Source organism: Streptomyces sp. NPDC001443 (assembly GCF_053597355.1).
In genome coordinates, this window is record NZ_JBSFIA010000005.1 from 121,521 (window position 1) to 134,155 (window position 12,635).

Here is a 12,635-nt window from a genome sequence, read left to right on the forward strand (position 1 = left end):
CGCCGGTCAGGCGGCGAAGGAGATGGTTCACGTGTCCGCTACGCCCGTGCTGGCGTTGCGCGGAGTCTCCAAGCGGTTCGGTGCGGTTCAGGCCCTCACCGACGTAGAGCTGGAGGTCCACGCCGGAGAAGTGGTCGCCCTGGTGGGCGACAACGGCGCCGGAAAGTCCACCCTGGTCAAGACGATCGCGGGTGTCCACCCCATCGATGAGGGCGTCATCGAGTGGGAGGGCAAGGCGGTCAGCATCAACAAGCCGCACGACGCCTCGGGACTCGGCGTCGCGACGGTCTACCAGGACCTCGCCCTGTGCGACAACCTCGACGTGGTGGGCAACCTCTACCTCGGTCGCGAACTGAAGCACCGTGGTGCGATCGACGAGGTCACCATGGAGCAGAAGGCGCGCGAGCTGCTGAGCACGCTCTCCATCCGCATCCCGAGCGTGCGCATCCCGATCGCGAGCCTTTCCGGTGGTCAGCGCCAGGTCGTGGCCATCGCCCGCGCCCTGATCGGTGACCCCAAGGTCGTCATCCTCGACGAGCCGACCGCCGCCCTCGGCGTCGAGCAGACCGCGCAGGTCCTCGACCTGGTCGAGCGACTGCGCGAGCGCAACCTCGGCGTCATCCTCATCAGCCACAACATGGCCGATGTGAAGGCCGTCGCGGACACCGTCGCCGTCCTGCGCCTGGGCAAGAACAACGGTTCCTTCTCCGTGAAGGACACCAGCCACGAAGAGATCATCGCCGCGATCACCGGAGCCACGGACAACGCCGTGACCCGTCGTGCGGGGCGTCGCAGTGCGGAGGCCGCAAAGTGAGCGACACGTCCAAGGTTTCCAAGGCGGAGGCCGAGGTGGAGCAGCAGAGCACGGTCGCTCCCGCCGACGACCCCACCGCCGCGCCGGTCGCCGTCGTCGACCCGCGTCTGCTGGTCCGCGAAGAGGGCCTCAAGGGCTACATCACCGAGTTCAAGCGCAAGATCAAGGGTGGCGAGCTGGGCTCGCTGCCGGTCTTCGTCGGTCTGATCGTCATCTGGACGATCTTCCAGACGCAGAACGACCGGTTCCTGAGCGCCGACAACCTGTCGAACATCAGCTACTTCCTCTCGGCCACCGGCATGCTCGCCATCGGCCTGGTGTTCGTGCTGCTGCTCGGTGAGATCGACCTCTCCGTCGGCTCGGTCAGCGGTCTGGCGTCCACGGTCTTCGCGGTGTTCGTGGTCAACCACAGCATGAACCAGTGGCTGGCCCTGTTCCTGACCGTCCTGACCGGTGCCGCCATCGGCGCGCTCCAGGGCTGGTTCTTCGCCCGGATCGGCGTGCCCGCCTTCGTCGTGACGCTGGCCGGCTTCCTGGGCTGGAGCGGTCTGATGCTGTGGCTGCTCGGTTCGAGCGGCACCATCAACATCCCGGCCGAGACCGGCCCGGTGCACCTGCTCGGCCAGAGCTCCTTCTTCATGGACCAGGCCGTCATCGGCGCCTACCTGCTGGCCGGCCTCGCCGTCCTGTCGATGCTCGTCGGCTCCTTCATGGAGCAGCGCCGCCGCAAGGCCGCCAACGTGCCCTTCCGCCCCACCAGCGAGATCCTGCTGCGTGTCGTCGCGCTCGCCGTGGCCGCCTTCGCCGCCGCTGCCGTGCTGAACAACGCCTCCGGTGTCTCCAACGCCCTGGTGATCTTCCTCGCCTCCCTGGTGATCGTCGACTTCGTGCTGCGCCGCACCACGTACGGCCGCAAGATCTTCGCGGTCGGCGGTGGCATCGAGGCGGCCCGCCGGGCCGGCATCAGCGTCCCGATGGTCCGTATCTCCGTCTTCGCCATCTCCGGTTCCTTCGCGGCCATCGGCGGTATGTTCTTCGCCGGCCAGACCGCGAGCGCCACGCTCAACGCCGGTGGCGGCAACACCCTGATGCTCGCCATCGCGGCGGCCGTCATCGGTGGTACGAGCCTCTTCGGTGGTCGCGGTAACGTCTGGTCGGCCCTCCTGGGCATGCTGGTCATCCAGTCGATCCAGACGGGTCTGGACCTGCTCAACATGAACACCTCCATCCAGTACATGATCACTGGTGCGGTGCTCCTGGGCGCGGTCGTCATCGACTCCGTCTCCCGGAAGAGCCAGAAGGCCGCGGGCCGCGCGTAACACCGCTCCGGGGCCGCCGCGGAAGCCCGCGGCGGCCCCCGCGGAAGATCCTGTGCCCGGCACCAACGGCGGTGCCGGGCACAGGTATGTCATAGACCGGGCAATCGTGGGTACGGCCGTCCGTGTGACCCACGACGAGGAGCCCGGGCATCACGCGCCGGGGCGGAACATTAGACTCGACGAGCCCGGCAACAGCTCGATCAGCTTTTTAAGTGCAAGGAGGCACGGGTGCCGCTGCTGACCCGCATCAGGGGACCGCGCGATCTGGACCGGCTCAGCCTGGAGGAGCTGGCCCAGCTGGCAGAGGAGATCCGGACCTTCCTCGTCGACGCCGTGTCCAAGACAGGCGGCCACCTCGGCCCCAACCTCGGCGTGGTCGAGCTCACCATCGCTCTGCACCGCGTCTTCGAGTCCCCGAAGGACAAGGTCCTGTGGGACACGGGCCACCAGTCCTACGTGCACAAGCTGCTCACGGGACGCCAGGACTTCTCGAAGCTGAAGATGAAGGGCGGCCTGTCCGGCTACCCCTCGCAGGCCGAGTCCGAGCACGACGTCATCGAGAACAGCCACGCCTCCACGGTCCTCGGCTGGGCCGACGGCCTCGCCAAGGCGAACGAGCTGCGCAAGCGCGACAGCCACGTGGTCGCCGTGATCGGTGACGGCGCGCTGACCGGAGGCATGGCCTGGGAGGCGCTCAACAACATCGCCGACGCCAAGGACCGCCCGCTGGTCATCGTCGTCAACGACAACGAGCGCTCGTACGCGCCGACCATCGGCGGCCTCGCCAACCACCTCGCCACGCTGCGCACCACCGACGGCTACGAGCGCTTCCTGGCCCGCGGCAAGGACCTCCTGGAGCGCACCCCCGTCGTGGGCAAGCCGCTCTACGAGACCCTGCACGGCGCGAAGAAGGGCCTGAAGGACTTCATCGCCCCGCAGGGCATGTTCGAGGACCTCGGCCTGAAGTACGTCGGCCCGATCGACGGCCACGACATCGAGGCCCTGGAGTCCGCGCTGGCCCGCGCCAAGCGCTTCGGCGGTCCGGTCATCGTGCACTGCCTCACCGAGAAGGGCCGCGGCTACCAGCCCGCCCTCCAGGACGAGGCCGACCGCTTCCACGCCGTCGGCAAGATCCACCCGGACACGGGCCTGCCGATCGCCTCCTCCGGCGCCGACTGGACCTCCGTCTTCGGCGACGAGATGGTCGAGCTCGGCAAGGAGCGCGAGGACATCGTCGCCATCACGGCGGCCATGCTCCAGCCGGTCGGCCTGGACAAGTTCGCCAAGACCTTCCCCGACCGCGTCTACGACGTCGGCATCGCCGAGCAGCACGCCGCCGTCTCGGCCGCGGGCCTGGCCGCCGGCGGTGTCCACCCGGTCTTCGCCGTGTACGCCACCTTCCTCAACCGCGCCTTCGACCAGGTGCTGATGGACGTGGCGCTGCACAAGTGCGGGGTCACCTTCGTCCTGGACCGGGCCGGCGTCACCGGCACCGACGGCGCCTCCCACAACGGCATGTGGGACATGTCGATCCTCCAGGTCGTCCCCGGCCTCAGGCTGGCCGCCCCGCGCGACGCCGACCAGGTCCGCGCCCAGCTGCGCGAGGCCGTCGCCGTGGACGACGCGCCCACCGTGGTCCGCTTCTCCAAGGGCGCCGTCGGCCCGGCCGTACCGGCCGTCGGCCGGATCGGGGGCATGGACGTGCTGCGCGAGCCGGGCACCCGTACTCCCGACGTGCTCCTGGTCTCCGTCGGCGCGCTGGCGCCGATGTGCCTGGAGATCGCCGAACTGCTCGAGAAGCAGGGCATCACCACCACCGTCGTCGACCCGCGCTGGGTCAAGCCCGTCGACGAGGCCATGGCCCCGCTCGCCGAGCGGCACAGTGTGGTCGTCACCGTCGAGGACAACTCCCGCGTCGGCGGTGTCGGTTCCGCGGTCGCGCAGGCCCTGCGCGACGCGGGCGTCGACATGCCGCTGCGTGACTTCGGCATCCCGCCGCGCTTCCTCGACCACGCCTCCCGCGCCGAGGTCATGGCGGAGATCGGGCTCACCGCGCCCGACATCGCCCGCCAGGTCACCGGCCTGGTCTCGAAGCTGGACGGACGCTTCGACCGGCCGACCGCCGAGGTCGAGCCCGCGCGCGACTGACCGCCGGACAGGATCCGAGCGCAACACCGGCACGGCCGGACGGGCCGGTTTCACCATCGAAAGGTGGCGAAACCGGCCCATTCGCGTTGAATCCCACACTTCGGGGCATACGGACTACGCACTCTCTCGATCATGTCGAGGACGACACAGCGTGGGAGGTACGCCGTGAGCAGCACCCTCTTCCGGACGAAGAAGGTCGAGCAGTCCATCCTCGACACCGAGGAGCCCGAGCACGCGCTCAGGAAATCCCTGTCCGCGCTGGACCTGACCGTCTTCGGCGTCGGCGTCATCATCGGCACCGGCATCTTCGTCCTGACCGGCAAGGTCGCCAAGGAGAACGCGGGCCCCGCGGTCGCCCTGGCCTTCGTCGTGGCCGGCATCGTCTGCGCCCTGGCCGCCCTGTGCTACGCCGAGTTCGCCTCCACCCTCCCGGTGGCCGGATCCGCGTACACCTTCTCGTACGCATCCCTCGGCGAGCTGCCCGCCTGGATCATCGGCTGGGACCTGGTGCTGGAGTTCGCGCTCGGCACCGCGGTGGTCGCCGTCGGCTGGTCCGGCTACATCCGCTCACTGCTGGACAACGCCGGCTGGCACCTGCCCGCGGAGCTCGGCAGCCGGGACACGGCCCACGGCTTCGGCTTCGACATCCTCGCCGCCGCGCTGGTCCTGGTGCTGACCGGCGTCCTGGTGCTCGGCATGAAGCTCTCCGCGCGCGTCACCGAGGTCATCGTCGCGATCAAGGTGGCCGTCGTCCTCATCGTCATCGTCGCGGGCGCCTTCTTCATCAACACCGCCCACTACCGCCCGTTCATCCCCAAGGCGCAGCCGGTCCCGGCGGGCGACGACCTCAAGGCCCCGCTGATCCAGCTGCTGGCCGGCTGGGCCCCCTCCAACTTCGGCGTGATGGGCATCTTCACTGCCGCGTCCGTGGTCTTCTTCGCCTTCATCGGCTTCGACGTGGTCGCCACCGCCGCCGAGGAGACCAAGAACCCCCAGCGGGACATGCCGCGCGGCATCCTCGGCTCGCTGTTCGTCTGCACCGCCCTCTACGTCGCCGTCTCCGTCGTCGTGACCGGAATGGAGCACTACACCCGGCTGTCCGTGGACGCCCCGCTCGCCGACGCGTTCAAGGCCACCGGGCACCCCTGGTTCGCGGGCGTGATCAGCTTCGGCGCCGCCGTCGGCCTGATCACGGTCTGCATGATCCTGCTCCTGGGGCAGACCCGCGTGTTCTTCGCGATGAGCCGTGACGGGCTGCTGCCCCGTTTCTTCTCCCGGGTCCACCCCCGCTACCGGACCCCGCACCGGCCGACCATCCTGCTCGGCGTGATCATCGCGATCGTCGCCGGCTTCACCAGTCTGAGCGAGCTCGCCGAGCTGGTGAACATCGGCACGCTCTTCGCCTTCGTGGTCGTCGCCCTCGGCGTGATCATCCTCCGCCGCACCCGCCCCGACCTGCACCGCTCCTTCCGCACCCCCTGGGTGCCGTTCCTCCCGATCGTCTCGGTCCTCGCCACGCTCTGGCTGATGCTGAACCTTCCCGCCGAGACCTGGCTCCGGTTCGCGGTGTGGATGGTGATCGGCTTCGTCGTCTACTTCCTGTACGGCCGTTCGCACAGCCGTCTGGGACGCCACGAGGAGATCACGGCCGACCAGATCCCCGAACACGGGGAGTGATCGAGTCATCCGACCGCCCGGCCTCGTATGTCCCGCTCAGGCAGGAGATGCGAGGCCGGATAGCGTGCTCCCCATGTCTGCCGCACCGCTCGCCACACCACGTTCCGTAGTCGCAGCCGAAGCGGCGGCGTCGTACTGGAAGCGCCTGTTACCGCTGCTCGCGGTGCTGGCCTGCGTCACCCGGGTGCCGTCCTTCGTACCGCCGCTGTGGAACCCGGACGAGGGCTATCTCGCCGTGCAGGCCCGCCTCCTGGCCCACGGCGGACAGCTCTACGAGACGGTCGTGGACCGCAAGCCGCCGCTGGTGCCGTGGCTCTACCAGGGGGCGTTCGCCCTGTGCGGCTCGCACTCCCTCACCTGTGTCCGGGTGTTCGCGGTGCTGGCCCAGCTCCTCACCGCCGCGGCACTCGCCTCGCTCGCCCGGCGCCGCTGGGGCGACCGAGCCGGCCGCACCGCAGGTGTGCTCTACCTGCTCGTCTCGGTCGGACTCAACCCCGAGGACGCGCAGGCGGCGGGCTTCGAGGTGTTCATACTGCCCTGTACGGCGGCCGCGATGTGGTGCGCCGACCGGCGCCGCTGGGCGACCGCCGGGGCCGCCGTGGCCTGTGCCTTCCTCGCCAAGCAGACCGGAGGGGCGGTACTGCTGCCGGTGCTGTGGCTGTGCGGCACCGCACGGCCCGCCCTGTTGCGGCTGACGGCCGGGGCGGCGCTGCCGGTGCTGGGCGCCGCCCTGCTGACCGATCCGGCGGGCTTCGTCTTCTGGACCGTCACCGGCTCCGTCGTCTACGCCACGTTCACCGGCTCCGAACTGCACGTCCTGGGCCGGGCGCTGGTCAACACGGCCATCCTCGCGGTCGCCTGCGCGGGCCTGCTCCCGCCCGTCGTACGGGCCCTGCGCATCGCGCGCACGGGCGCGGCCGACCTCTGGCTGTGGCTGGCCGCGTCGGCCGGAGCGGTGCTGACGGGCTTCCACTTCTTCGGCCACTACTACCTCCAGCTGATCCCGCCGCTCGCGCTGCTGGCCACCTCCGCGCTCCAGCTCCTGCCCCGGGAGCGGGCGCCGGGCGCCGTACTGACCTCGTCCTGCTGCTGCGTCCTGTTCCTGGCCTGGGGTCTGCTCGCCCCGCGCCCCGAACTCGCCCACGCCCAGCGCCTGGCCGCCGCCGTCGCCGACCGCACCGGCCCCGCCGACCGCGTCCTGCTGTGGGGCATGCACCCGGAGACGTACTGGCTGGCCGACCGCACCCCCGCCAGCCGCTACCTGACGGCCGGTCTGCTCACCAACTTCAGCGGCGGGCGCGACGGCCCCCAGGTCGGCGAGAAGTACGCGGTCCCCGGCACCTGGCCGGTCTTCCGCGCGGAACTGGCCGACCGCCCGCCGTCACTGATCGTCGACGACTCCCGCGGCGGCCCGTACGGCCCGGACCGCATCCCGGGACTACGGCACCTGCTGGCCGCCGGGTACGAGGAGGCGGGGAGGGTGGACGGGGCGGTGCTGTACCGGCGGGCGACGGCGGGGCAGTGAGCGGCACGCGTCCGCCGCCCCACCCGTTCCGCACGCGTCCGCCGCCCCACCCGTTCCGCACGGCCTCCGCCGCCCCACCCGTTCCGCACGGCCTCCGCCGCCCCACCCGTTCCGCACGGCCTCCGCCGTCAGCCCCGTACCGCCCGTGGCCCCGTCACTCGCGCCCCCAACTCCGTCACCCTGCGCCGGAGTTCACGGTCAGCCGTGACGACCAGACAGGGGCGGCCGACGGCGCCGGCGACGACCTGGACCAGGTGGTCGTCGCCGCTGCCGGGCGCCTGCTCCACCCGTACCCCCGGCACGGACTCCACCCCACGGGCCGCGCCCTCCACCACCAGCACGATCTCGACCGGGCCGTCGTGCCCCGGCAGGCCGTCGGCCGCCAGCCGGTCGCGCAGCCGCCGCGCGGCGCCGTGCCGGTCGCGCCACCAGCCGTCGGGCACCGACCCGACGACGTTCGCCGCGTCGACGACCACGAGGAGGGGGCGCGCGTCCTGGTCGCTCATGCGCCCAGCGTCGCACGTGGGACCGCCCCGCATGGAGGACGGCCTCCGACGGCGGCATACAGTGATGCGGTGCACGGCGATTGGTTCATACGCGGCCGCGACGGCCGACTCAGTGTCTACATGCCCTCGGGCGACGCGGTCCTGTGCCGGGCCGAGCGCGGTCCCGGCGGCTCCTGGGCCGCGCCCCGCAGGATCGGCGGCGAGCAGCGACTGCACCCCGTCCTCGGGATCGGACAAGGCGTCGACCGCTATGCCCATCTGGTCTCCTGGCGGCCCACCGCGCCCGGCGAGTCCGGTCTGGTGCACTCCACCCACTTCCGACCGCGGCTCGCGGCCATGGACTGGGACTCGATCGGACACCCCAACAGGACGGGCGACCGCACCGGCACCCCTGCGGTCGCGGTGGACGCCCAGGGGCGAGCCCATGTCTTCGTCCGCAACGAGGGTGGCGGGGTGAGCATGCGCGCGCAGAAGGAGAAGGGCGGCTGGGAGCCCTGGCGCGACCTCAGGGGTCATGCCGTCCAAGGGGAGCTGGAGGCGGTGACGGGGGAGTCGGGCCGCGTCGAGCTGTACGCGACGATGCCGAGCGCCGTGCTGCACTGGCGACAGGAGAAGGCGGGAGCCACGCCGGTCCGGATGGAGGCGCTGGAGGCATCGGCCCGTCCGGGCACGCTGCGCGCGCTGGCCACCTCGCCGGAGAGCACCACCCTCTTCTTCACCGACGAATCCGGCGCCCTGTGCGCCTGGCGCCCCGGCGGCGCGCCCGTCGCCCTGCTGACCGCAGCCGGTCCGGGCCGGATCGCGGCGGTCCGCTGCGAGCTGGACGGCCACGACTGCACGCTGCTCGCGCAGCGCTCGGCCTCGGGCCGGGTGGCCTTCGCCGCCTACCCGACCGAACAGGAGACGGCCGGGGCCTGGTGGACCGAGTCGGGCGCGCAACTGCCCGGGGACGCGGAGGTGAGCCTCACCGTGGCGGAGGACGGCCGGGTGGTCGCGGCCGCCCTCTCCCCGTCGACCGGCGAACTGCGCCTCACCCGCCGCAAGGACGAACCGGGCCTGGCGCTGGAGGCCTGGCGCACGGTCTGAACACGGCGGGAGCGGGACAGGTCGAACCGGTCGGCGCCCCCGCTCCCCGCCGCCACACCGCGATCGGTGCGGCGGCGGCCACGGCCGACGGGGTGTCGACCGCCGCGTCGGACGGACGGGCGCGGCCGTGTGGCGCGGTACTCAGGTCACGATCCGCCCCTGGCGGGTGACTTCTTCGCCGACTCGGGGATCTCGGAGTCGGTGCGCAGCGCCTTCCACAGCTTCGATGCCTGGGGCTCGGCGGCCACGACCCGGTTCGGGTCGATCGTGTCGTACGACACCGGGAGCATGATCGTCTCCATGGTGGACGGGTCGACGCCGTTCATGCTCCGGCCGAACTCGGCCAGCGCCGTGAGCGAGGCGAGGTCGGAGTCGGTGGTCAGCGCCTGGGTCAGGCTGTCGGCGATCTTGTACGTCTTCGTCGGGCTGCCCAGCAGATCCTGCTTCTTGATCTCCGACAGCAGCGCGGTCATGAACTGCTGCTGAAGACCGATGCGGCCGAGGTCGCTGCCGTCGCCGATGCCGTGCCGGGTCCGTACGAACTCCAGGGACTGCGTGCCGTTCAGCCGGTGCGTGCCGGCGGTGAGGTCGAGACCGCTGGAGGTGTCGTGGATGTCTTGGCCGACGGTGACGGTCACGCCGCCGATCGCGTCCACCAGGCCCTTGAAGCCGGCGAAGTCGATCTCCATGTAGTGGTCCATGCGGATCCCGGAGATCTTCTCCACGGTCTTGACCACGCAGGCCGAACCGACCTGGGAGTAGATGGAGTTGAACATGACGCGCTTGGCGGAGGGAACCTCGGAGCCGTCCGTCCGGGTGCACTCGGGACGGGTCACCAGCGTGTCGCGCGGGATGCTGACGGCGACGGCCTTCTGTCGCCCCTCGGGTATGTGCATCACCAGCGCGGTGTCGGACCGCGCCCCCGAGACGTTGCCCGTCTTGAGCGCGGCGTTGGCGCCGGCGCGCGAGTCGGAGCCCAGGATCAGGATGTTCTGCCCGGAGGTGGGCAGCTTCGCGGGCCGGTCGTCGCCGATCGCCTGGTCGAGGTCGATCTGCTGGATGTTGCCGTCGAGGCCGCTGTAGAGCCAGTAGCCGGTGCCGCCGGCGGCCAGGACGAGGACGGTCAGGCCCAGCAGGATCTTCCGGCCGACCCGGCGGCCCCCGGTGCGCTGGCGTACGGGCGCTTTCCGGTCACCCCCGTCGCGGCGGGGCGACGGGTCGGGACCGGTGGGCTGGGGCGTCGAGACATGGCTCATTCTGGTTGCGGGTCCTCGCTGGTCGTACCCCCGAGGGGGTGGAAGTCGATGGCTCGAGGACTCGGGTGGGGGGGAAGGGCCGGTCCGTGCGCTGCCGGGCTGACGTGCACTATAGACATGCGTTCGGGCACATATCCGGCCAGGGCCGTCGTTCCTGTCGCCGGTGCCGTCGACGGGGGACAGGCCGTCGACCGTCCCCTCGCGCCATCGTGCCGCTACGGGGCGCGAGGTGCGGGATCGTCCCATGTCGCCGGTTTCCGTCGTTCGGCTCGGATGTGAGTTTAAGTGACACGTGTCTCATGTGTATGCACCATGTAGACAATGAGTAGCCAAGATGTGAAGATTCGATGGCGTGATCTGCTCGGTCCTGGTGTCCAGTTCCGATCGGGCCGGCATGCCTGTGTGGCCGGTTGGGTGCGAGGGGGGCCTCAATCCTCTTCTGAAGATGCTGAGGAGCTGAGGTGAGCCCGGGTAGCCCTGAGGCCAGTGCTCTGGTATCGACATATCGATCTTTGGTGCCCGTACGGGCGCGCCGGCGCATCGTGCGCCGTGTGCCGCGCCCGCTGCGGAACGCTGTCATGCGGTCCCTCGTGGCCCTCGACTCGCTCCGCTCGGCGCTGATGAAGGTGACGCTGGGCGGGCGTCGCGCTTCCGCGCTGCGTGACTCCGCCGTCCCGATGCGTGTGGTGCAGTTCAAGGGTCAGCACGTGCTGGCCGTGGTGGTTCCGGGCGCCACCGAATGGGCTGCCCGGGCCAGGAACCTCCATCTGCTGGTGGCGGTGCTGGAGGACGCCGGGCTCGACTACTTCGCCGTACGCGGCACCGGTAAGAACGTGCCCTGTGTGGCCGTTCCCGCCGCGCTCCGTGCCGACGTCGAGGAACTGCTCCAGCTCGTCTTCGGTCGCAACCCCGGCTATGTCTGTGCGATGCCGGGGGGACAGCCGCGTGCCGGAGGGTCGGCGAAGACCTGGCGCAGACTCCGTTCGGAGCAGGTGCTCCGGCTGTCCTGGAACGTCTGCGACCCGACGGAGAACCTCGTCTTCGCCCATGAGTCGGGATGCGACCTGGAGTTCTGGGAGGAGGCCGACGGCGTGCTGGTCGCGCCGCGGCCCAATTCGGTGGTCACGAGCGCCCCGGTGGCCGGCCGCCGCCGTCGGGCCGAGCAGGCCCTCTTCAGCCCCGTACCGTTCCAGTACGTAACCGGTCAGACCCTTACCCTGCCCGAGTTCACTGCTTCGCTGATCGGTGAGCACCGCTTCCCGATCGATGTCGTGTACACCTGGGTCGACGACTCGGACCCGGTGTGGCGCAGGCGCAAGGACGCGGCACGGCGTCAGCTGGCCGCCGGTTTCACCCCGCTGCACGAGCAGGCGGCGAACGACGCGCGCTACACGAGCAGGGACGAACTCCGCTACTCCCTGAGGTCGATCCACCAGTACGCGCCCTGGGTGCGGAACATCTTCCTGGTGACCGCGGGGCAGGTCCCGGCCTGGCTCGACACCGCCTACCCGGGCCTGCGCGTGGTCGACCACCGGGAGATCTTCTCCGACCCGAACGCCCTGCCCACCTTCAACTCGCACGCGATCGAGAGCCAGCTGCACCACATCCCCGGGCTCGCGGAACACTTCCTCTACCTCAACGACGACGTGTTCTTCGGCCGGCCGGTGCGCCCGGACCAGTTCTTCCATCCGAACGGGCTGACCAAGTTCTTCATGTCCAAGGCGCTGATCCCGTCCGGCCAGATCAAGCCGGAGGACCTGCCCGTGGACGCCGCGGGAAAGAACAGCCGGGGCCTGATCGCCCAGCAGTTCGGCACCGTCATCAACCAGAAGATGAAGCACACCCCGCACGTCCTCAGGCGCAGCGTCCTCGCCGAGATCGAGCAGACCTACGCCAGGGCGCACTGGGTGACCCAGCACGCGCGGTTCCGTTCCCAGTACGACGTCCCCGTGGTCTCGTCGCTGCACCACTACTACGCGTACCACTCCGAGCGCGCCACGGTAGGAGAGCTGCGCTATGTCTACATCGACATAGGCGACGACAAGGCGGCGCTGCGGATGGACCGGCTGCTCGCCCGACGCGACTTCGACACGTTCTGCATCAACGACACGGTGGTGCCGGAAGACAGAGAGGCCCAGGGCCGGATGGTGACCCGCTTCCTCGACTCGTATTTCCCCGTTTCGAGCCCCTACGAGCGCACTGCCGGCACCCCCGCTCCGCAGACGGCTCCGACGTCGGAGCTGGAGGCCTCCTACCCGTGAGCTCCTCTTCGGCAACCTCTCCCGACGCGTCCGGCGGGACCGG

General features: G+C 70.4%; 9 protein-coding genes. 7 read left to right on the forward strand and 2 right to left on the reverse strand.

Annotated features, from left to right (window positions below):
* Window positions 1–22: 22 nt before the first annotated feature.
* The 5 genes from ACWC24_RS08550 (at window position 23) to ACWC24_RS08570 (ending at window position 7,483) form a co-directional block, all read left to right on the forward strand.
* Window positions 23–814 carry an ATP-binding cassette domain-containing protein gene (locus ACWC24_RS08550; protein WP_152886235.1) on the forward strand — a complete coding sequence of 264 codons (792 nt, stop codon included), beginning with the start codon at window positions 23–25 and terminating at the stop codon, window positions 812–814.
* Window positions 811–2,133 carry a sugar ABC transporter permease gene (locus ACWC24_RS08555; RefSeq protein WP_450662064.1) on the forward strand — a complete coding sequence of 441 codons (1,323 nt, stop codon included), beginning with the start codon at window positions 811–813 and terminating at the stop codon, window positions 2,131–2,133. Before ACWC24_RS08550 ends, ACWC24_RS08555 begins: the two co-directional genes overlap by 4 nt.
* 228 nt (window positions 2,134–2,361) lie before the next feature.
* On the forward strand, window positions 2,362–4,281 hold the full coding sequence (gene dxs / locus ACWC24_RS08560; protein ID WP_450662065.1) for a 1-deoxy-D-xylulose-5-phosphate synthase: 1,920 nt from the start codon (window positions 2,362–2,364) through the stop codon (window positions 4,279–4,281).
* A gap of 165 nt (window positions 4,282–4,446) precedes the next feature.
* The gene (locus tag ACWC24_RS08565) at window positions 4,447–5,958 is read left to right on the forward strand and encodes an amino acid permease (RefSeq protein ID WP_450662066.1); all 1,512 of its coding nucleotides are present in this window, start codon (window positions 4,447–4,449) and stop codon (window positions 5,956–5,958) included.
* 73 nt (window positions 5,959–6,031) lie between these two features.
* Window positions 6,032–7,483 (forward strand): ArnT family glycosyltransferase, encoded by a 1,452-nt coding sequence (locus ACWC24_RS08570; protein WP_450662067.1) that lies wholly within the window; start codon window positions 6,032–6,034, stop codon window positions 7,481–7,483.
* Window positions 7,484–7,611: 128 nt separating this feature from the next.
* Here ACWC24_RS08570 and ACWC24_RS08575 read toward each other — a convergent pair whose 3' ends face one another.
* Window positions 7,612–7,989 (reverse strand): NTP pyrophosphohydrolase, encoded by a 378-nt coding sequence (locus tag ACWC24_RS08575; RefSeq protein ID WP_450662068.1) that lies wholly within the window; start codon window positions 7,987–7,989, stop codon window positions 7,612–7,614.
* Window positions 7,990–8,058: 69 nt separating this feature from the next.
* On the opposite strand from ACWC24_RS08575, the gene ACWC24_RS08580 reads away from it, so the two are divergent.
* Entirely contained in the window at window positions 8,059–9,075 is a 1,017-nt protein-coding gene (locus ACWC24_RS08580) for a hypothetical protein (protein WP_450662069.1), read from the forward strand.
* A 146-nt stretch (window positions 9,076–9,221) separates the two neighbouring features.
* Here the strand turns inward: ACWC24_RS08580 and ACWC24_RS08585 are convergent, their stop codons facing one another.
* Window positions 9,222–10,331 carry an LCP family protein gene (locus ACWC24_RS08585; RefSeq protein WP_450662070.1) on the reverse strand — a complete coding sequence of 370 codons (1,110 nt, stop codon included), beginning with the start codon at window positions 10,329–10,331 and terminating at the stop codon, window positions 9,222–9,224.
* A 578-nt stretch (window positions 10,332–10,909) separates the two neighbouring features.
* Between ACWC24_RS08585 and ACWC24_RS08590 the strand changes: the two genes are divergently transcribed.
* Window positions 10,910–12,592: a stealth family protein gene (locus ACWC24_RS08590; RefSeq protein ID WP_450662071.1), complete on the forward strand. Its 1,683-nt coding sequence runs from the start codon at window positions 10,910–10,912 to the stop codon at window positions 12,590–12,592.
* The last annotated feature ends 43 nt before the right edge of the window (window positions 12,593–12,635 follow it).

Excerpts from the sequence above, each read along its gene's own strand:
- ACWC24_RS08550 (WP_152886235.1), top strand. The coding sequence starts at position 23 with ATGGTTCACGTGTCCGCTACGCCCGTGCTGGCGTTGCGCGGAGTCTCC.
- ACWC24_RS08570 (WP_450662067.1), top strand. The coding sequence starts at position 6,032 with ATGTCTGCCGCACCGCTCGCCACACCACGTTCCGTAGTCGCAGCCGAA.
- ACWC24_RS08575 (WP_450662068.1), bottom strand. The coding sequence starts at position 7,989 with ATGAGCGACCAGGACGCGCGCCCCCTCCTCGTGGTCGTCGACGCGGCG.
- ACWC24_RS08585 (WP_450662070.1), bottom strand. The coding sequence starts at position 10,331 with ATGAGCCATGTCTCGACGCCCCAGCCCACCGGTCCCGACCCGTCGCCC.
- ACWC24_RS08590 (WP_450662071.1), top strand. The coding sequence starts at position 10,910 with ATGCGGTCCCTCGTGGCCCTCGACTCGCTCCGCTCGGCGCTGATGAAG.